This window comes from Thermanaerothrix sp., assembly GCF_056331585.1.
Genome location: NZ_JBWGPQ010000006.1, coordinates 57,852 through 78,883, shown reverse-complemented (window position 1 = coordinate 78,883; position 21,032 = coordinate 57,852). Strand labels below are relative to the sequence as shown.

Annotated in this window: 19 protein-coding genes; 8 read left to right on the top strand and 11 right to left on the bottom strand. The window is 51.7% G+C overall.

Going from position 1 to position 21,032, the window contains the following annotated elements:
- Position 1 precedes the first annotated feature (1 nt).
- The 8 genes from AC01YT_RS04030 to AC01YT_RS03995 form a co-directional block, all read right to left on the bottom strand.
- Entirely contained in the window at positions 2-1,126 is a 1,125-nt protein-coding gene (locus AC01YT_RS04030; RefSeq protein WP_476672919.1) for an ABC transporter permease, read from the bottom strand.
- Positions 1,123-2,667, bottom strand: a complete 1,545-nt coding sequence (locus tag AC01YT_RS04025; RefSeq protein ID WP_476672918.1) for an ABC transporter ATP-binding protein — start codon at positions 2,665-2,667, stop codon at positions 1,123-1,125. The genes AC01YT_RS04030 and AC01YT_RS04025 overlap by 4 nt, the downstream gene beginning before the upstream one ends.
- A gap of 73 nt (positions 2,668-2,740) precedes the next feature.
- A complete protein-coding gene (locus AC01YT_RS04020; protein ID WP_476672917.1) occupies positions 2,741-3,793 on the bottom strand; it encodes a BMP family lipoprotein in 1,053 nt (350 codons plus the stop codon).
- Positions 3,794-3,892: 99 nt separating this feature from the next.
- Positions 3,893-4,849 carry a nucleoside hydrolase gene (locus tag AC01YT_RS04015; protein ID WP_476672916.1) on the bottom strand — a complete coding sequence of 319 codons (957 nt, stop codon included), beginning with the start codon at positions 4,847-4,849 and terminating at the stop codon, positions 3,893-3,895.
- A gap of 190 nt (positions 4,850-5,039) precedes the next feature.
- Positions 5,040-5,792, bottom strand: coding sequence for an endonuclease III domain-containing protein (locus AC01YT_RS04010; protein WP_476672915.1), 753 nt, complete (start codon positions 5,790-5,792; stop codon positions 5,040-5,042).
- Positions 5,793-5,795: 3 nt separating this feature from the next.
- Positions 5,796-6,860 (bottom strand): asparaginase, encoded by a 1,065-nt coding sequence (locus tag AC01YT_RS04005; RefSeq protein ID WP_476672914.1) that lies wholly within the window; start codon positions 6,858-6,860, stop codon positions 5,796-5,798.
- Positions 6,861-6,879: 19 nt separating this feature from the next.
- Positions 6,880-7,740 (bottom strand): MBL fold metallo-hydrolase, encoded by an 861-nt coding sequence (locus tag AC01YT_RS04000; RefSeq protein WP_476672913.1) that lies wholly within the window; start codon positions 7,738-7,740, stop codon positions 6,880-6,882.
- A 16-nt stretch (positions 7,741-7,756) separates the two neighbouring features.
- A complete protein-coding gene (locus tag AC01YT_RS03995; RefSeq protein ID WP_476672912.1) occupies positions 7,757-9,334 on the bottom strand; it encodes an ATP-binding protein in 1,578 nt (525 codons plus the stop codon).
- Positions 9,335-9,525: 191 nt separating this feature from the next.
- Between AC01YT_RS03995 and AC01YT_RS03990 the strand changes: the two genes are divergently transcribed.
- On the top strand, positions 9,526-10,695 hold the full coding sequence (locus tag AC01YT_RS03990) for a threonine synthase (RefSeq protein WP_476672911.1): 1,170 nt from the start codon (positions 9,526-9,528) through the stop codon (positions 10,693-10,695).
- Here the strand turns inward: AC01YT_RS03990 and AC01YT_RS03985 are convergent.
- From AC01YT_RS03985 to miaB, 3 genes are read right to left on the bottom strand one after another with little or no spacing between them, the layout of a single operon-like run.
- Entirely contained in the window at positions 10,687-11,493 is an 807-nt protein-coding gene (locus AC01YT_RS03985) for an AAC(3) family N-acetyltransferase (RefSeq protein ID WP_476672910.1), read from the bottom strand. The two genes, AC01YT_RS03990 and AC01YT_RS03985, sit on opposite strands and share 9 nt — an antisense overlap.
- Entirely contained in the window at positions 11,490-12,218 is a 729-nt protein-coding gene (locus AC01YT_RS03980; RefSeq protein WP_476672909.1) for an SDR family NAD(P)-dependent oxidoreductase, read from the bottom strand. Before AC01YT_RS03980 ends, AC01YT_RS03985 begins: the two co-directional genes overlap by 4 nt.
- A gap of 7 nt (positions 12,219-12,225) precedes the next feature.
- Positions 12,226-13,587 carry a tRNA (N6-isopentenyl adenosine(37)-C2)-methylthiotransferase MiaB gene (miaB, locus tag AC01YT_RS03975; RefSeq protein ID WP_476672908.1) on the bottom strand — a complete coding sequence of 454 codons (1,362 nt, stop codon included), beginning with the start codon at positions 13,585-13,587 and terminating at the stop codon, positions 12,226-12,228.
- Between the two features lie 320 nt (positions 13,588-13,907).
- Here miaB and AC01YT_RS03970 point away from each other — a divergent pair, with 320 nt between their 5' ends.
- The 7 genes from AC01YT_RS03970 to AC01YT_RS03940 all read left to right on the top strand — a co-directional run bounded on the left by AC01YT_RS03970 (position 13,908) and on the right by AC01YT_RS03940 (position 21,028).
- A complete protein-coding gene (locus AC01YT_RS03970; protein ID WP_476672907.1) occupies positions 13,908-14,966 on the top strand; it encodes a C39 family peptidase in 1,059 nt (352 codons plus the stop codon).
- Positions 14,967-14,990: 24 nt separating this feature from the next.
- Positions 14,991-16,433 carry a hypothetical protein gene (locus tag AC01YT_RS03965; protein WP_476672906.1) on the top strand — a complete coding sequence of 481 codons (1,443 nt, stop codon included), beginning with the start codon at positions 14,991-14,993 and terminating at the stop codon, positions 16,431-16,433.
- Positions 16,434-16,440: 7 nt separating this feature from the next.
- Positions 16,441-17,133 (top strand): HAD family hydrolase, encoded by a 693-nt coding sequence (locus AC01YT_RS03960; RefSeq protein ID WP_476672905.1) that lies wholly within the window; start codon positions 16,441-16,443, stop codon positions 17,131-17,133.
- 116 nt (positions 17,134-17,249) lie between these two features.
- The gene (mraZ, locus tag AC01YT_RS03955) at positions 17,250-17,735 is read left to right on the top strand and encodes a division/cell wall cluster transcriptional repressor MraZ (RefSeq protein ID WP_476672904.1); all 486 of its coding nucleotides are present in this window, start codon (positions 17,250-17,252) and stop codon (positions 17,733-17,735) included.
- Between the two features lie 18 nt (positions 17,736-17,753).
- Positions 17,754-18,701, top strand: coding sequence for a 16S rRNA (cytosine(1402)-N(4))-methyltransferase RsmH (rsmH, locus tag AC01YT_RS03950; RefSeq protein ID WP_424911726.1), 948 nt, complete (start codon positions 17,754-17,756; stop codon positions 18,699-18,701).
- A 42-nt stretch (positions 18,702-18,743) separates the two neighbouring features.
- Positions 18,744-19,211, top strand: a complete 468-nt coding sequence (locus AC01YT_RS03945) for a hypothetical protein (RefSeq protein WP_424911727.1) — start codon at positions 18,744-18,746, stop codon at positions 19,209-19,211.
- 86 nt (positions 19,212-19,297) lie between these two features.
- Positions 19,298-21,028, top strand: a complete 1,731-nt coding sequence (locus AC01YT_RS03940; protein WP_476672903.1) for a peptidoglycan D,D-transpeptidase FtsI family protein — start codon at positions 19,298-19,300, stop codon at positions 21,026-21,028.
- Positions 21,029-21,032: the final 4 nt, after the last annotated feature.

Here is a 21,032-nt window from a genome sequence, read left to right as displayed (position 1 = left end):
TCTACTCCCCTCCTTCCGCCAGGGATGGGGCTGGCTGAGCATTGCGCCGTGCCGCGACCCGCTGTTGAATGACGGGCAATACCCGCTCCGCGGTGACCAAAAGGATAATCAGGGCTTGAATCACCAACACCATTTCGCGCGAGACATCGGAACTGCGTTCCATGATGTCCGCACCGGCGCGTAGGTACCCATAGGCTAAGGCTGAAAGCGGGACAAAAAGCGGGTTGTTACGTGCCATCAGCGCGACCACAATCCCCTCAAACCCAATGCCTAGCGAGATATTCTGGATCAATTTGGTGTGTATGCCCATCGCAAGATGTGCCCCTGCCAGACCAGCAAAAATTCCGCTCACGGCGAACGCCAGAACGATTGTACGCTTGACGTTAATGCCACCGTAATGGGCAAACTTTATATTGGCGCCGATCATGCGTAATTCATAGCCAAACGGTGTGCGGTACATCAGATAATAGGCTACCAGAAAGCCAATAATTGCCAGATACAACATGATCGAGATGTTGGTCTGGCTCATGAAACGAGCCCGAATATCGGCCAGAAAGGGCAATGCCGGAACGAACGAGGGCAAAATTCCGTCTTTGGTAAAGGTTTCTGATGCGTTATAACCCGCATTGGGGGGTTTGATATGAAAAATCAGAAAATAGTCATAGATTTTAAGCGCAATTGTGTTCAGCATCAGGGTTGAGACAATTTCATTCGCATTAAGATGGGCCTTGAGGTAACCCGGTAGGTATCCCCATAAGAATCCAACCACCATGGCTGCCAAAAGTCCCAATGGAACACGCAGATACCCCGGCAAGGGCACAAAGAGCGCAATAGATCCGGAAACCAACGCTCCCAGCAGGATCTGCCCCTCGGCCCCGAGACTGAACTGCTTGGATTTGAAGACCAGTGCAACGGCCAACCCGACCAAAGTCAGGGTGATGGATTCCTCAATCCAATCCCCAAAGCGGTTAAAGCGCGATAACGGCCCCAGCAGAAAGGCGCGGTAGGCCTCTAATGGTTGCTTAGAGACCAAAAGTGTTATAACGAACCCCAAAATCAAAGCCGCAGAAACGGCAATCACAATGCGCAGGAATTCCCGCACCGCTGACTTTCGTAACAAGTTCATAGATAGGCCTCCATTTCTTCTGGAGATTGCCGTTTAACGCCTAACATGTAATACCCGATGTCTTCCTCAGTGGCTTTTGAGGCATCAGGAAAGACCCCTGTAATTTGTCCTTCGTACATTACAACCAATCGATCCGAGAGACTCATCACCTCGGCTAAATCGGCAGAGACCAGTAAAACCGCTGTGCCGCGGTTGCGCTGTTCCACCAATTGCTGACGAATGAACTCCGTAGCACCCACATCTACACCGCGGGTTGGCTGAGCCGCAATCAACAATTGGGGCTGGCTGGAAAACTCGCGCGCCAGAATGACCTTCTGCATGTTGCCACCTGATAATGACGCCACCGCCACATCTCCGCTCGGTGTACGAATGTCAAAAGTCTCAATTAGGTTTTGTCCGTGTTGTCGGACCACCTGGTTGACTATAAACATTCCCCGCCGAAATGGGGGACGAAAATAGCGATCTACAATCAAATTTTCATTAATGGTCGCTTCCAGCGCTAAACCATTGGTCAAACGGTCCTCCGGAATATGTGCCACCCCTGCGAGTCTTACTGCTCGGGGAGAGCGATTAAGGATGGGCACACCCATTACTTTCGCCTCACCCCCGGTAGCGGGGCGCAAACCGGTCAGCACCTCCACCAATTCGGTTTGACCATTGCCCTCTACCCCCGCCACGCCTAAAATCTCACCCGCATAAACATTGAATGACAAACCACGCAGTGCATATCGCCCGGTTTCAGAAACATAGGTCAGATCACGTACTTCTAACACCTTCGGGCCTCGTTCGCGGGGTGACTTAGAGACCTCTAAAAATACATCTCGTCCTACCATCATGCGAGCCAGACCTTCTCGGGTTGCCTCACTTGTGAGTAATGTTCCCATAACCCGTCCCCCGCGCATCACAGTCACCCGGTCTGAAATTTCTTTGACTTCACGCAACTTGTGGGTAATGAAGATAACCGTCTTGCCTTGCTTGACCAAAGCCCGGATGGACTTGAACAATTCAGTAGTTTCTTGCGGCGTTAATACAGCGGTTGGTTCGTCCAGGATTAGGATTTCCGCACCGCGATACAAAATTTTGAGTATCTCCACCCGTTGACGCATCCCAACATTGACGCTGTCAATCGTGGCTTCCGGATCCACCTTCAAGCCGTACTGACGTGATAAATCTTCAGTGATTCGGATGGCCGCTTTGCGGTCTAATAGCCCCTGCCGGGTCGGTTCTTTGCCCAGAACGACGTTCTCAGCCACGGTCAAGGAGGGAACCTGCATGAAATTTTGGTGCACCATGCCAATCCCAGCCCGAATGGCATCCTGTGGAGAATGAAAACGCACCGGTTTACCGTTGATTCGGATCACCCCTGCTGTTGGACGTTCTTCGCCATAGAGGATTTTCATCAAGGTAGTCTTACCCGCCCCATTTTCTCCCACCAGGGCGTGAATCTCACCCCGTTCCACCGAGAAAGCTACACCATCATTCGCCACCACCCCATTGGGATAGATCTTGACAATCTGATCCATCTCAACCAGTGCCGCCATGCCACCTCCCAAACTATTCCTCTATCAAGAGAATTGGGGGTACGAAAGACTCGTACCCCCACCTAAGCGTTACTTATTTGAAAACGGTATCCACCACAATCTTGCCTTCTAGAATGTCCTTTTCAGCCTGATCAATTTTTGCCTTGACGTCAGCTGGGGTCATTTCTTCATAGTATTTATTCTTAGCCAGCCCTACACCGCCTTCGGCAATCCCCAGAGCTTCCGCCTGCCCGAAAGGCAATTTGCCTTCGAGATATAGTTTGATCGCCCGATAAAGGCTTTTATCCACGTTTTTCATCATTGAGGTGAGAATGTGCTTGGCTTGTTCGGGGTTAGTTGTTTCAATGATCAATGCCTGGTCGGAATCCACGCCGATGGCATATTTGTTAACTTCCTGAGCCGCCTGGAAGATACCCACACCGGTGCCACCCGCAACGTTGAAAACGATATCTGCACCCTGCTGGTACATAGCCAGGGCAATCTCTTTCCCCTTCGCCGGATCGTTCCATCCACCCGCATACTGAACAATCACATTCTGCTCCGAAACGCCGGCATCCTTAGCACCCTGCTTATACCCCACGATGAAGTCATTAATCACCGGGATATCCTGCCCCCCGATAACACCCACGATCTTTGACTGAGACATCAAGCCAGCGTAGAGACCGGCCAAGTAGGAGCCTTCATTCTGCTTATAGGTCACCGAATAGACGTTCTTGCAATCACATTTGCTGTAATCCACCGAAACATCGTAAATGATGAACTTCTTTTCAGGATACTTCGGCGCCACCTCTTGTAGAAATTCTGACATCTGGAATGTACCAACAATGAGGATATCATACTCTTCATTGGCGGCAGCATCCTCAAGTGCCGGCTTCCATTTTGCAGGATCAATCCCGGCTTCTATGGTCTTGACCTCGATACCAAAGTCCTTCTTCGCCATCTCCATCCCGCGGTTCGCCGAATCGAAGAAGGATTTATCACCTAAAACACCGTTAATCAGGTTAACTACACGAAGTTTCTTCTCTTCAGGTGGAGCCTGGGTAACTCCCTGCTGTGGTGCACAAGCTGCCAGAATCAGGGCCGTTACCACCAACACATAGACCAAAATGAACAGTTTTGACTTCATGTTCTCAACCTCCTGGAATTAATAAGTGGGTAACAAGTGAGTTTCATGCCTTTTTGCATTAATCAACCATTCGCATCAAATCGCTAAAACCACCTCCTCTCACTCTCTGCCGGCCAGAACAGAACGCAGAACCTCCATACCGCGCCCCACATCCACGTGAGTCACAAGATGAAGATTGGGTTCTGCCGACGTTTGATACCACGAGATCGCCAGCAAACCACGCCCAATCTGTCCTTCTACCTCTACATTAGCCTGCACTGCTAAACTCTCTCGAATACTTTCAGGATAGAGAGCGACCAACATTGCCAGGAAATCAGGCAAGACTAACCCCGCTGCACCCAAGGTTTGAAGGCGCTCACGCAAATAACCGGTGATGTGACGCGCAAACTGCGTGCGCGGATTTTCAGGGAAAAGCAGGGCGTCAAAACCAGACCATGGGATGGGATAACGCAAAGATGTCTCCCAAGGCAAAAGCCACACCTCTTTAAATCCTGCCATTAATACCCTTGCGGCGGCCTCAGGGTCGGCAAAAAAATTGAACTCGGCCACCGCCGAGGCATTCCCTCTTGCCTCGGATGTTCCCCCCATAATGATCAATCTTTCGACATACTTCGGCAAATCGGGTTGCAACGCCAGTGCCAAAGCCAGATTCGTCAGCGGCCCTAAGGCTACTAAGGTAATACCTGCTGAGCCAGGACGGTGACGGAGCCACTGTGTAAGGGCAATTGCAGCATGGTTAGATCGCCTTTGGCGCATAGAGGGCTGTATCCATGCGGTTACTCCACCCAGCCCATCCGGCCCCATAATACTCACCGCATCTAACGGCTCACTTAAAAGCGGACGCGAGGCGCCTTCGTACACAGGTACCTCGCGTCCCATCACATCCTGGATCAAACACACATTTTGTGTAGCTTGCCTGACCGGCACATTCCCATGCACTGTGGTGATCGCTAAGAGATGCCCACGAGAAGACGCTAAAGCGAGCATCAAGGCAAAGGCATCATCTACACCGGCATCGGTATCAACAACAAGGGGGATTGAAGCAGAAAGTTCCAACACACCATCCTACCGGGGAAATTCCTAAGCAATAAACAACCCATCTAACCAGACGGTTGAGTCTGGGTACTCACTGGTCTCTAAACTGAGTCAATTTTTAGGGGAAGTGATTAAGTCTCTAATTCAAGAACTGATTTAATTATAAAGAAAAGCCAAAACCATTGTCAAGTTGATCGCTAAGCTTTGTCTGTCAATTCTGTGAATTTTTTATACTTGTGCCTGCTTCATCTTTTCGAGTTTGTAATGTCGATGAGGCTAGCAATCGTTGCTGATAATCATCGCAGAGATCATTGAGGGGACAAATGGTACAGCGCGGCTTACGTGCCAGACAAATCTCACGCCCCAGACGAATCAGGTTTAGATGGGCTGTCCCATAGGTCTCTGGAAGGAATAGGCCAGCCAAGTAGGAATGCGCTTGTTCCACGCTCATCTTTTGTGGGCGCAACCCCAAGCGCCCACTGACGCGATAAATATGGGTATCCACCGGAAACGACGGTTTGCCTAAAGAAAATTGAAGCACGATAGCCGCTGTTTTAGGCCCAACACCGTTGAAGCGCATTAACCATGCTTTGGCTTCCTGAGGAGACATTCCTTCCAAAAAAGAAAGGTCTAGCGATCCTCGTTCGGTAGTGATCTGACGTAACAAAGTCTGGATACGCGGCCCCTTCTGGTTGGCTAAACCAGCTGGGCGAATTGCCTCTATAACCGCTTCTGGACTGGCATCGCGCACGGCTTCCCAGGTTGGGAATCGCTCTTTCAACCGCTCAAATGCCATGTCACGATTGCGATCATTGGTGTTTTGAGACAGGATGGTTGAGACCAATTCCTCTAGAGGCGAGAGTGACTTACGCCAGTTCGGCTCACCAAAGTGTTGCACCAATCGCTCGTAAACCTTTTGTGCTTTGGCTTTCAGTACGGGATCAGGCTGTTCTTCCAACCTCATTACCTATAATCCAACCGACCGTTGCCATTCCAACTTAAAAGCCGGGCGAATCTCACCCACGCTTAGACCGCGCCAATTTTTCAAAGGACGCGGGGCTAAATCGGCTAAGTGAGATTGAATCTGATCCTCATTCAAAACACCTAATTGGCGCAATACTTCAATCGCCACCACTGGGCGCGCGCGCCCGCCCGGATCGCCGTCTGCAATTTTGAAAGTAATTCCGATGCCAGGGCTGTCCGGCCCTAGTGCACCGGGCATTAGTCCAATGCCCTGATACCCCTCAGCTCCGCCTTTGGCGATTATCTTCCCCACCCCTATTTCCATTACCAAGGTATCAAGTCGCCCCGGCCCGGCCACCATAAACGGAGCCTTAGTCATGGCAGAGGTGATGGTGCGGCATGCCTGTGCGCGTTGGGGCGACAATTCCACTGGATCACATAAACGAGCATATCCCAGGGCGGCATGATAAAGCGGCAGGGCAAAAACCGGTGCAGAACACCCATCAATACCGACGCGTATATCTTCGGGGGAAATATTACACATCTCTGCCAGCGTATGCAGAATGCGCTGTTGCACGGGATGTTGTGGATCGAGATAATCCTCACGACCGGCTTCAAGCAAAGCTGCCTGCGCCAGCATATTAGTATGCTTTCCCGAACAGTTGTGACGATTGGGAGTCGGGGCTTCGTTGCGCTGTACCATGGCCTGCCAAGTCGGCTCATGAAAAGGCGGATGCACCCCGCACTGCAACTCCTTCTCTTCAATGCCCAATTTGGCTTGCAGGTGGGCTATGACCTGAACATGTTCATCAGTCCCCGAATGCGAAGCACACATGATCGCAATCTCTTCAGGGGTTAATGAAAAGCGCTCAACCGCGCCTTCTTCGATCAACGGTAAGAGTTGGAAGGGTTTCGCCGTGGAACGTAAATGCATCACCAGGTAGGGATCGCCCAGGCTGGCTAATAATCGTCCTCGCGAATCCACTACGGCTAACGCTCCCCAGTGAACCGACTCAACAATTGGCCCGCGCGTCAATTCCACTAGGGGCATAAAAGGCATCTCGTGCATACTGTTAGCCTCCAAGGGTTTAATCTTCTTCCGTGTCTTCAGAAGAGCGATAATGGCGTAGGTAATACCGCCATAACCCGTACTTTAGACGATTCTCATATTGGGAAGCTCGTTCCGCGATGGGTTCAAATTTTTCAATTAGTTCCCGCGCTAGTTCGGCAACGACGGCCTCAGAAACCGCCCCCACCCCCAGATGCTCCAAACGCAACTGAATCTCTCTTAAGACCTGGGCCTGCTTCTCAACCTCTTTTTGGGTCACCAGCCCAGTGCGCCCACCAACGATCAAATAATCTCGATACTCCGGAGACGCCAGAATCTCTAGCGTGCGCAGCCACTCGGGAATATTGGCCTGCGCCAGAAACGGCGGTTGAGGAAAAACCACCGCATCCCCCACAAACACCACTTTGTGTTCTAACACATTGACCCAGATTGCACCGTTTGAAGGCCCTGGATGGTATTCCAGGGTAATCGGTGCTTCATTCCAAAAAATCTTCAGGTGTTCAGTAAACGCAATTTCCGGGGGTGACCAACGCACACTACCCAGGTTTTCATATAGCTCCCATTCTGCCCCGGTTTCTACCCCCTGCGCCTTAAGCGTGGAGGGGCGATTTCGCAAAACCGAAACTACTCCCTCATGCGCGATCACCGTACATTCCATCGCTCGGCTGCCAAGAGTACGATCCATGTGCGCATCCAGATTGACCAGCAAACGCTCAACACCTCCCCCTAAATTGACCAAGGCTGATCGCCAGGAACGAATATCTTCAGGACGAAATGGTGCGTCAATGAGAACCAATCCATGAGGCAGCACAATCACCCCTAAAACGACGCCCGGGTATCCTTGTTCAATATATAAGTTAGGAAATAATTCCCGCATCATCTTCCCTGTGCTTGGCTTAGGTGGATTGAGGTTCGCGGTAAACCGGGAGGGTGAAAATAAACCGACTACCCTTCCCGGTTTCGCTTTCCACCCAAATTTTACCACCATGTGCCTGCACGGCCAGACGGCAAAATGCTAACCCCAAACCCAACCCGCGTGGGAACCGCTCTCCCTGAACACGGCTAAACTTCTCAAATATAAGCTCGTGATAGGCCGGGTCAATCCCCGGACCATTATCCTGAACCCATAGTTGAACAAACTCACCTTGCGCACTACCCCCAACACGTAAGGTGCCATTGGTAGGAGTGTACTTGATCGCGTTTTCGAGCAAATTGATCAACACCCGCCGAATCATCTCCCCATCTACCCATACCACGGGCAATGATTGGGGGAGTTCAACGATCAAGGTTTGCTGCTTGCCCTCTACCATAGGTTGAACCGCTTCGCGCGCTTCCTGAACGAGCGCCAATGGATGAACAGGTTTGCGATTGGTGATCGGCTGACCTGCCTCGAGGCGATTAATATCCAACAGAGAGCTGATTAACCTTTGCAGACGGTCGGTTGAGCGCATTACAATTTGAAACACCGGCCTCAATGCCGGCATATTTTCTAAGGGTAAAAGTGAGTTCAAAATATCCAAACTAGAAATAATATTAGCCAACGGCGACCGCAAATCGTGGTAAATCATCGCCGCCAGGTCTTCACGTAAAGCGTCCAATGCCTTGCGTTCAGAAATGTCCCGTAGTGTCCATTGCAAATAGGGTTCCCCCTGTAAAACCACTCGCCGCACATAGACCTCAACCGGGAATTCACGACCGTCTTGCCTCCGCGCCGTTCCTTGATAGGTAACCGGTTGAAATGATTCACCCTGAGCCAGATAATGCCTCACCGCTTCCCAATCGGCTGGATGAAAAACATCAAGGGATTGTCCCACTAAATTAGGGAGAGCATGGCCGCTAATCGTGGATGCCTGGCGATTAGCTTCAATGATTGTTCCCTCTAGCGTAGTGATTAAAATGGGATCAATGCTATCGTCAAATAAATCGCGATATCGCTGTTGAGCAGCCTGCACCGAATGAAAGAGCTGTGCGTTGCGGACTGCCAAACTGGCCAAATCGGCAATGGTTTGTAACAATCTCAAATGATCCGGAGTAAAAAAGCCGGGCTTAGCATGCACCAGCGTTAAAACCCCAACCAGTTGATCCTGGGCTAAAAGGGGCACGCAAATGGCGGATTTTCGCCGATTGGTCTCTGCCCAGTCATCTGCCCGCCGTACCCACCGCTCATCCTTTGATGTATCCCCGATTAATGCAGGTTGGCGATAGGCCGCAACCCAACCAGCCAACCCATATTCCAGGACTTCCCGCATTTCCGCTACTGTGGGACGGTGGATGGCATTCTCAATAACAATGGCAGCCTCAATCGGCTCGCCAGTTTCATTCAAGGCGATCAGACTTCCCCGCTCGGCGCCCACATTGCGCGTTGAAAGAAACAGCACCCGCGCTAACACCGTGCCCAGATCCAGGCTAGAGGCGAGTTCGCGACTAATTTCAAGCAGTAACTCAAACGAGGCCCGCTCTTGATGAGACTCCATAATGTCACGTCCTTTGAGGTTGGACAAAATTGTCTCCTGGGCGAGAGAACACACTTTGTTATTTTGTTATGAAAGATGGTTAATTTTGAGTATAGCATAAAACGTCATCTACTCGATTTCAAACGCTTTACAATATATCCATCTACAATTAACTAACCTCTTGATCTCGCTTCACGCTTGGGATACTTGATATGGCCCTGTCTGCATCCTTACTCACCCATTTGATCTGCTCAAAGTGTCAACAACATTATTCACCCCACGAACCACAACGGTTCTGTCCTCATTGCAACGCGCCTCTGATCGCTTGCTACGATCTTGAGAAGGCCCGTGGTCATCTTGATCGAGATCAATTTGCCCATCGTCCACGTGGCCTTTGGCGTTGGCACGAATTATTACCTATCACCGACCTGCGATTTCAAATTACGCTCGGTGAAGGGGATACGCCGATCTTGTCGCTCCCTCGCCTTAGTGACCATCTAGGCTTATCTCATCTCTTCCTAAAAGACGAAGCCCTCAACCCAACCGGTACATTTAAAGCCCGAGGTCAAGCCGTTGCTCTGTCAAAACTCCGAGAATTAGGATTGGAAAAAGTTCTTGTCCCTACTGCCGGGAACGCCGGCGGTGCCATGGCAGCCTATGCCGCACGGGCCGGCGTAGCAGCCCGAGTGATAATGCCTTCTGATACTCCGCGGGCAAATGTCGAAGAAGCCCGAATCGCAGGGGCCGAGGTCATCTTAATCTCTGGCTTAATCAGTGACGCTGCTCAAGTGGCCGCCGGTATGGTAGAACAGGGTTGGTTTGATGTTTCTACATTTAAGGAACCTTATCGGTTAGAGGGAAAAAAGACAATGGGGTTTGAGATCGCCCAAGCCTTTGGATGGCGCTTTCCTGAGGTCATCGTTTACCCGGCAGGAGGTGGCATCGGATTGGTGGGACTATGGAAAGCTTACCAGGAGTTAAAAATCCTGGGATGGCTGGAAGATGACACCCCGCCCCGTCTGGTTGCCGTTCAAGCCCAAGGTTGTGCACCATTTGTCCGGGCTTTTCAGGCACGTGCGGATCACTGTGATTTTTGGGAGAATGCCCAAACTATTGCGTCAGGGCTTCGGGTTCCCAAATCCTTTGGTGACCGCCTAGTACTCAAAACTCTTTACGACTCTCAGGGAATAGCCATCGCGGTCAGCGATGACGAAATTCGGAGCGCCCAGAGGTTGCTCGCTTCAAGCGAGGGCATCTTTGCAGCTCCCGAAGGCGCAGCGACGGTAGCGGCACTCTTTCATCTCAAAGAACAGAGCTTCCTAAATTCCAAAGAACGCGTTTTGCTTTTGAATACCGGTAGTGGGCTTAAGTACCTAACCTAACCTATGTGTCGCCGCTAATTCCATCCGCACCGCCTCGCAACGTTCACAATCCGGCAGATCACAAAGCAGGTCTAAGGGGTTCTGACGCAGATGATCCACCACCCGTTCAATCATTGCTGATAAAGGCAAGGCGCGTATTATGGCTTCGCCAATTTTGACCTCTCGCGTGAGGGGACGTAAAAGTGGCTCAGCCTGTTCAAAACCCAAAGAACACCCCGGAAAGCCCGGACATGCCACAACGCCTTGAGGGGTTAAGGCCCAACGGAGAAACTGACGCCGGCCGGCCATCCGTTCGGCCAAATGCAAGCTGGTGTTAACGGTATGGTTAACCCCAAGCAACAACACCCATCCGCCTTGTTCCATTAACATCCGAATAGGCGCCAAGGGCTCCTCAAGAGCCTGCGCGTTAATTGCGCTCTCTACACCTACCCCTGCAAACGAAAGAATGGGATGGCCCGACCGCTTGGCTTGAGGATGCTGGCGTAACGTTTCCGGAATAACTCCCATCAATGGATCGGCAGGCATATCTAGGGTAAAGAACTCGGCCATGGCATTCTGGGCTTTACCACTCCCATAGGTTATGCCGTTATTGGTCGGTCCATCCTCGGGAATCAACATGGTTTTATATGTATGTGTGGGAGCCATCACGCCGGGGAAAGTTGCCAATAAGGCACCCACAACGGTTTCCGCCCCCCCACGGACCAGCCCAAACGCTGAAAGCGATGCATGGACAATAACCGGGTGCGCGCCGATTTCCAGCGCCTGCAACCCACGTAAAATATCTCGGAAACCGATCATTCCGTCCTCGTCAGGCTCTCAAATTGTGCGCGCCTTAGCCACGCACCTAGTGGCACCTTCTCTCGACGCTCCATCCATCGAGTGATCCACGCCACCTGCTTCTGACCTTCTGCATTCTGCCAGGCAGTTTCATCCAATATCTTTGCCAGCGGTCCAATTTCAAGCGCGCAACTAAAAATATTATATGTCATAAGTTCACCTGCAGTGGCTTGGGTCAGACCGGCCAATCCGTATTGGCTGGCCGCAAACGCCGCATTTATCCCATTATTTTTATCTGCCACTATCTCGGCAATAAGATTAAGGATATTTCCCCCTCCCACTGCCGACATTGGGGCAATCGCACTCTGCATCAATAAAAATGGCCCACTTAGATTGAGTTCAAGGGTGCGTTCCCAGTCCCACTCATCGAGGCGCGCAAGATCAGCTTCAGGGTGAATATGCAGATTATTGATCAGGCCATCCAAACGCCCCCAATCTTCCATAACCTCTGTAATCAACATTCGCGCCGATAACCCTTTGCCACTATCCGCAACATACAATTGACATTTAGCACCTAACTCCCGTACCTGGTGATACGTTTCTTCCAGGTGAATAGGGCTTAAGTCATGGAGGGCCAAAATCGCGCCGGCTCGAGCTAAAGCCAGGGCTAATACACGTCCCAGGCCGCGCGCCGCCCCGCTTATTAAGATCACCCTGCCGGCCAGGGAATAATGCTGTTTGGTCATAAAATTCTCAAACGTGCAACGGCGTCTCGGCTGAAACCCGTTGAGAATCGGTGGAGCCCGCAATTTCACCCAACATTGACCACGGCCCCGCCCAGGTGATACGCACCGGAATGATTTGCCCTCGCAGGTCGGCTTCGCTCTCGACAAAGACCAGTTTATTGGTCTCGGTGCGCCCTTTCCAGCGCCGACGCACCTTCTCTTCAAAGAGCACCAACACCTCTTTGCCCACATACTGCTGGTTGATCTCGCCAGCAATGCGCTCTTGCAATTCTTCTAACAGACGAAAGCGCCGCCATTTTTCTTCTTCAGAGACATCATCGGGCATTTTGCGTGCCGCTACGGTGCCTTCGCGAGGAGAATAGCGCGCCAAGTGAACCACATCCAAACGTAACTCAGCCAGCAAGTCATACGTGCGCTGGAATTGGGTTTCAGTCTCACCCGGAAATCCCACAATAATATCAGTGGCAATGGCTACCCCCGGTATCCGGGCCCGAATGCGCTCAATCAATCGGCGGTATTGCTCGGCCGTGTAACCACGGCGCATACGGACAAGTACCTCGTCATCTCCGGCTTGAACCGGCACCTCAATATGCGGCATCACTTTGGGTAACTCAGCCACCGTGTCCAAAAGTTCATCAGTCATCCAGTTGGGATGCGAGGTGAGGAATCGAATCCGTTCTAAACCTTCAACTTGGTGCAGGCGCCGCAATAATCCACTCAAAGTGGGAAATTCAGGCTCATCCTTGCCATAGCGATCCACAATCTGGCCCAGCAAGGTTATTTCCTTTACCCCTTGAGCCACCAAGGCTCTGGCTTCGGCCAAGATGACCTCGGGCGGACGGCTGCGTTCCGGCCCGCGGCGATAGGGAATAATGCAGAACGTGCAAGCATGCGAACACCCATACACCACCGGGATAAACGCCGAAACAGCCTTGCCTCGCTCTTCCTGCGGCAGAGGAACCTCTTCATCCATCCAAGCAAAGCGTTGCTCGGTTTCCTCTAATTCGATTTCCCGCCCCAAGCGCTGGCTCAAATAAGCCAAAAGCGGACGCGGATCGGAGGGGGGTGAAAAGACATCCACAAAGGGAAAGCGTTCTGCAACTTTCGGGTTCCCCTTGACCCCTACCAAACACCCCATCAAGTTAATGATCACCTCAGGACGCTGTTTCTTGATCGGGCGGAGAGCATTTAACCGCCCATAGGCTTTATCTTCGGCACTCTGACGCACCACACAGGTATTAAGCACAATGACATCTGCCTCTTTAGCGGTAGCAGTCGGCTCATAGCCCAAATGTTCCAAAGCCGCTGCCACCCGCTGTGAGTCAGCAACGTTCATTTGACAACCTTCGGTCCAAATATAGTACTTCATAGTTTTTCAATTATATCAAAGGTTAACCTTCTGTATTCTAAATCAGACTATTTAGGTATTATATCATAAGCCCAAAGTGACTATCGAATCGTGATAGAATAACTTCCATGCCGAAAAATCCAACAAACTCTCGTCACCTCCGTGGTTGGCATTGGTGGTTTGGGATTGGAGGAGGTTTGATCTTGGGTTTTTTACTGGGGGCTTATATCTTTTCACCATCTTTTAGTTCCCGACTGATCTGGCGATATGAAATCTTCACCACTTACCTGCGGGGTGTGGTTGATCCAGTTAATCCGCTCCCGACACCCAGGGTGAGGACTATGCCTCCAGCCCCTACGGCTTCCCCCACCCTTGCAACCCCTCCAGAGGTCACATCTGCATCACCTGGCCCGACTCCAACCACGTTTCCAACGCCAACGCCACCGCCCCAAAGGGTAGAATTGCCCCCTCCACCATACGAGAAACAGGACATCAATAACTGTGGCCCGGCTACGTTAACTATGCTCTTGCGGTATTACGGTTGGAACGGCAACCAAACCGACATTGCCAATATCATTAAACCCATTCCTCAGGATCGCAACGTCAATATTGAAGAACTTTTGTATTTTACCCGCAATTACGTTGGATGGCTACGCAGCGAATTTCGCGTTGGGGGCGACATCATGTTGCTGAAACGCCTGCTTGCAGCCGGTTTCCCAGTAGTGATTGAAGAGGGTTACTTGATGGAAGAATCCTACTGGCCTAATGATGACCGCTGGGCAGGGCATTATTTATTGCTAACCGGTTATGACGAGGGGGAAGGTTACTTCATCGCTCAGGATTCTTTTTATGGCTCCAACCGTCTCATTCCCTACACTGGTCTAGACCAGAACTGGCAGGCTTTTAACCGCGTCTACTTCTTGGTCTTTCCTCCCGAGAGTGAGAGCACCATCCAAACCCTTTTAGGCGCAGATTGGGATGTGACCGCAAACCGCACACACGCCCTTGAAATTGCCCAGCGCGAAACCCAGGAGCAACCCGCTAACGCTTTTGCCTGGTTCAATCTAGGCACTAATCTGGTTTACTTCGAACGCTATGACGAAGCCGCAACAGCCTATGACCAAGCACGCACCCTTGGCCTGCCGCAGCGGATGCTGCGCTACCAATTTGGCCCTTTCTTTGCGTATTTTCATAGTAATCATATTGAAGACCTGATGGCGCTTACCGAGTACGCCCTCAAACGCACCCCAAATTCCGAAGAAGCCCTTCTCTGGCGGGGATGGGGATTGTATCGGCAAGGGAAGAAAAATGAAGCCATTGCCGCTTTTGAAGCAGCACTTAAGGCTCATCCGGGCTACCCCGATGCCGAGTATGCGCTGCGCTTTGTACAACAAAACTGATGATCGCTTTGAGGTAGAAAATTTTTGATGATGCGAACCCGGCGTAACATCTTTGTAACCTTTGTGCTTATCGGTCTGATCGCCTGTCTTGGGATAGGGACATTGGCAACGGTCGCCTTAATCACATTGCGTGCTGTAAATACCCCATCCACCCCAACAGTGGAAACTTTATCCCAAGACACAGCTCGAGTCTTTCCCACTCAGCGCCCACCTTCACGCTTGCCGACCACTGAAACCACCACCCCCACGACGGTATCACTTCCCCCGGACATCGCTGCACAGATGGACGAAATTGAACAGCAAGTGACTCGCATCCGGGGATTGCAACCTCGAACCCCTCTGCGCCGTGAGCTCCTTACCACCAGTCAATTGCATCAAAAGGTTACTGATGACTTCCTTAAAGATTACACACCCGCAGAAGTAGAAAAAGACGTCACCACCCTATCTCTATTTGGTCTGCTTCCCCGCAACTTTGACCTTTACTCGTTATTGCGTGATCTTTACACCGAGCAAATTGCCGGCTTTTATGATGATGACACCAAAACTATGTACGTCATTCAGGACGAAGCCTTCCGCGGTCCCCAGCGGTCAACTTATGCTCATGAATACACGCACGCACTACAAGATCAAACGTTTGATTTTAAAGGCGGCCTCAAAATGACTGACGAGGTTTGTGACCAACAAAGTGAATATTGTGCCGCAGTACAATCCCTAATTGAAGGCGATGCTTCGCTTACTGAACAGTTTTGGTTACTCAATGCCGCCACCCCCGAAGATCGGAAGCAGATTCAAGAGTTTTATCAAAACTATCAAAGCCCCGTGTTCGATACTACACCCGAATTCCTGCAACAGGATTTTCTTTTCCCTTACCGTCAGGGGTTGGATTTTGTCCTTGACCTCTACCAGAAGGGGCGCTGGGATGCAATCAATGCCGCCTTCAAACACCCGCCTTTATCTACGGAACAGATCCTCCATCCCGAGAAATACCCTAACGATGCCCCTCTCGAGGTCAACGTGCCAGACTTAAGCCCCGTCTTGACCGGATATGAACCTTACGATGAGGGCGAAATTGGGGAATGGTACCTCTACTTGATCCTTGCCTATGCCGAAAAGCAAGCCTGGCGTCTGAACGAAAAAATTGCGGCACAAGCCGCCGCCGGCTGGGGTGGGGATGTTTATCAGGTCTGGCGCAACCCGCAGAATGAGGAAACCCTTTTGCTAGTTAACATCCGCTGGGATAGCGAAAATGACGCCAAGGAGTTCTATAATGCTTTTCGACAATACGGCATTCAACGCTGGGGCCAGCCGCTCTCGACAACAACAACCACAAGCCGCTGGCAGGAATCCGCCGCAGGCCAAAGCATTTTGATCAGGGAAAATTCACACACCATATGGATACTCGGAAGTGATGCCAAGGCTGTAACGGACGCGCTAGAGGCGTTTCAAACCCTAATTCCTCAGCCATAAGATCACGATGCCCCTTGATATTTCGCGCATCCATGCAATCTGTTTTGACCTAGATGGCACCCTGAGCGATACCGATGATGAATGGGTACGGGGACTGGAAACCGTCCTCAAACCCTACTTCTTCTTTCTTCCTTCCCGCCGCCTGCACCGTCTGGCGCGTTGGCTGGTCATGAGCAGCGAAACGCCAGGGAACTGGTTTTTCGCGCTTCTCGATCGCTTGGACTTAGACCGTCCGATCCAATGGTTAAACCAGCGGCTGCGTGGAAAACAGCGATTGATACGACGTAAGTTCAAACTGATCCCTGGGATTCCCGTCCTTCTTCATGCACTAACGCATCACTACTCTTTAGCCATTGTCAGTTCACGGGATGAAGTTACAACTCAATCTTTCCTTGAGCAACATCACCTGAGCCATTTCTTCCGTGTGGTGGTAACCGCCCAAACCACGCGCCATACCAAGCCTTTTCCCGATCCCATTCTGTGGGCAGCAGCAGCCATGAAAGTTGATCCACATGCCTGCTTGATGGTGGGCGACACCCCTCCTGATATTCATGCGGCCAAAGCCGCTGGCGCCCAAGCGGTGGGAGTGCTGTGCGGCTTCGGCACCGAACGCGAACTTCATCGGGCCGGTGCAGATCTAATTCTGCCCTCGCCGGTACATCTCATAAATCTCTTGCCTCCCTCCCAGCCCTTGCCATGAAGACCCAATTTCAAGCCGATTCTCAGCATTTTTTAAGATTACAGTCTTGTAAGTTACTTGCAAATCACCCTTAAATCGGCTATACTGTGGTAGAAAGTGGTGGCAAGTGGTAATTTGTGGGACGCCGGTCAGCCGGCGTCTCGCCATATATCAAGGATGTAGAACGAATGTTCCTGGGACAACATGAGCACGTTGTGGATGATAAGGGTCGCCTCATGGTCCCCGCGCGTTTCCGGGAATTGCTGGGATCCAATGGCTATATAACGCTGGGTTTTGACCAGAACCTGATGGTCCTGCCCGCCGAGGTCTTCGAGCGACTGGCTGAGCATGCACGCACAATGAGCCTTACTGACCCCAATGCGCGGCTGCTCAAGCGTTTGTTGTTTTCCCATGCTGAACGGGTTGATATTGATCGCGTGGGGCGCATCCTTATCCCCCAGTGGTTGCGCAAAGACGCCGAAATCTCCTCGCGGGCAATGGTCGTCGGAATGGGGGATTACTTTGAAATCTGGTCCTACGAGCGCTGGGAAGAACACCGCCAGCTTTTACAGGATCCCGAAGCGAATGCTCAGCGCTTCACCTCGCTAGAACTTTCGTTGTAAGGTTTGTTGATGAGAAACATGGCTGCTTCATTGCCGCATCAACCCGTACTTTACCAAGAAGTCTTACATGCCTTAATGCCACGCAGCCCAGGTAAGTATGTGGATGCAACGGTGGGGGCCGGTGGGCACGCCTGGGGTATTCTAGAAGCCAGTTCACCAGAAGGACGACTTCTGGGGCTGGATCGAGATCCACAGGCGTTGGCACTCGCAAGCCAGCGCCTTTCGGTTTTCTCCGGACGCTTTATTCTGATCCGAGCGGCTTACGACACACTGCAGGATCAATTGCATACCATAGGATGGGAGCACGTGAACGGAATCTTGTTTGATCTTGGAGTTTCCTCAATGCAACTCGATCAGCCCGAGCGGGGGTTCTCGTTCCTCCATGATGGGCCGCTCGATATGCGCTTTGACCCAAGCGATCCACTCACGGCGTCCGATCTGGTCAATAACCTTTCTGAAGTTGAACTGGCCGACGTGATCTGGCGTTATGGTGAAGAACGCCATGCGCGTCGAATTGCACACGCCATTGTCCAAAACCGTCCTATATCCTCCACGCGCGAACTGGCAGAGGTGATCCGCCGTGCCGTGGAACGGTATTCCCACGATTTTCATCCGGCCACTCGGACCTTTCAGGCGCTTCGGATTGTCGTCAACCGTGAGTTAGAACGCTTAGAAGCCGCTTTGCCGCAGGCAGTAACTGCCCTGGCTCCCGGTGGTCGCTTGGCAGTCATCGCTTTCCACTCGCTGGAAGATCGTTTGGTCAAACAATTCTTCCGACGCGAAAGCACGCAGTGCCTTTGCCCACCCCAACAGCCCCAGTGCACGTGTGGGCATCAGGCTACCCTTCGGGAGATCACCCGTCACCCCATTCGCCCCCGCCCTGAAGAAATTCAGGCAAATCCGCGGGCACGTAGCGCGCGGTTACGGGTAGCAGAAAAACTCCCACCTGGCATGAGTATTGCATGATGGCTTAATCAAACCCTTAGTGAGAGCGGACAGATAAACGTGATGGATCAAACCCTTCTCCAGGCCTACCGCGAATCCCCCTGGCGCACCCAATTGAAATGGATTGGCGCTGGCTTAGCCGTCCTGGCCGTGGTCGCATTGATCGCCGGAATTTATCTCACCGTTTCCGCTCAAGCCACCGAGGTTGGCTATCAAATCACGTATCTAGAAAAAACACGTGAAGCCCAAACCCTGGAAATCGCTACCCTACGTGCCGAACTGGCCAGTTTGACCTCGGCTAGCGTTATGGCTCAGCGTGCCCGTGAATTGGGTTTTCAACCCGCAGACATGTCCCAGGCGCTGTACATTGCCGTAGATCCATCCCTGGTGCGGCGAGAAGCCCAACTCGCCCCTCCAGCATCCACAAAACCCGAATCCCTCATCAAGCCGGCGTACAAGCAGTCATTATGGGACTGGATGGTAGAGGAAGTCTTGCAATGGCGAATTAAAGGGCGGGGGTTAAGGCCGTGAGCACTACATCGCCGGTTCATCCAATATCCACCTTCCGTTTTTACCTCGTAGGAATTCTTTTCTCACTCCTGGGAGTTTTGGCGCTTATGCAGACTATTCGCCTGCAAACCGACGCCCGGGCTCAAGAACTTCCTAAAATTGGTGAGGCTCTCTACAACTACGAAATACGCACCCTTTTCCCTGAGCGTGGGGATATTTTTGATCGCTGGGGGAATCTACTGGCCGGGAATGTTGAAGTTTACGAAATAGGGGTTGCCCTAGATGAAGTCCATTATGCCAAAAGCGCAGAGACTATTGCCAGGACGCTTTCCGAAATCCTAGAACGCCCTGGTTATACTGAGATTAAAGTTGCCGCCGAAACTCCCTATGAAAAAGGGAAAGCCGAGTTTATCACCATTGCGGATTTTGTCCCGGCAGAGAAAATCCGTCAACTTAAAGAGAAGATCCAAGAGGCTAGAGACAAGGGGTCGCCTTTAAATCTGACCGGACTATACTGGGTTGCGCATCCGATGCGTTACTATCCGGAAAATGATTTAGCCTCAAACATCTTGGGGTTCGTGAACTTTCTTAAACGCCCCGAAAATGTGGCCGAATGCCAGCGTGATGGCGATTGGTGTGGCGGTCACATGGGGGTGGAAGAATATTACGACAGCCTGCTGGCTGGCACCCCGATTCAGGTACGCATCCCCAAAGACCCACGCAAAATTGACAACCTACCCACGATTCCGCCGGGGAGTAGTTTAATCTTAACCGTAGACCGTGAACTCCAAGCCGCGGTTGAACGTATTGCTGATCAAGCGCGGGAGTCCAGTGGGGCTGAGGCTGTTACCATCATCGTTATGAATCCACGCAATGGCGAAATTTTGGCCATGACCAGCACACCGCGTTTCAACCTGAATCGTTATTGGGAATACCCTGATATCATAAATATTCCTGCCTTTAACCGCGCCATTTCTCAGGTTTATGAACCTGGTTCGGTGCTCAAAGTGCTGACGATGGCTGGTGGATTAGACAGCGGGGCTGTAACTCCCGAGACAACTTTCTTGGACGTTGGGAGTTATACAGTCGGAGGGATTCCGCTCCACAACTGGGATTATACGGTGTGGGGCACACAAGACATGACAGGATGTCTACAACACTCCATTAACACCTGTTTAGCCTGGGTCGCCAACCAAATGGGGCCAACTCGCTTTTATCAATATCTTGAAGCCTTTGGAATTGGACGGCGAACTGGCATTGACATCGCCTATGAGGCGTTTTATCCTATGCGTCGCCCAGGAGACACCGATTGGCACGAGGTGGATCTCGGAACCAATGCCTTCGGACAAGGGATTTCGGTAACACCGATTCAGATGATCACCGCGATTTCAGCCATCGCAAATGACGGCAAAATGATGGCACCGCACATTGTTAAGGCCTACATCCGCAATGGTCAGCAGGTAGAAGTCTCACCCAAATTAATGACGGCGCCGATTAAACCCGAGACAGCACGCACGCTCAGTGAGATGCTGGTCAACGCTTTGGTGAACGAGGCTTCACCTGCTCTGGTGGATGGATATCGCCTGGCCGGCAAGACCGGTACGGCCAGCATCCCCACCGAACGAGGTTACACGTCCCCACTTACAAATGCGTCATTCGTAGGATGGGGTCCGGTAGACGACCCCCAGTTTATCGTCTACATCTGGATGGAAAAGCCAAGCGCTTCCCCATGGGCGTCGGTCATTGCGGCGCCGGTTTTCCATGATGTTGTTAAAGAGGCTGTGACCATTCTGCGCATTCCACCCGATGAGGTCCGCCAGCAGATGAAGGAACCGTGAGGAA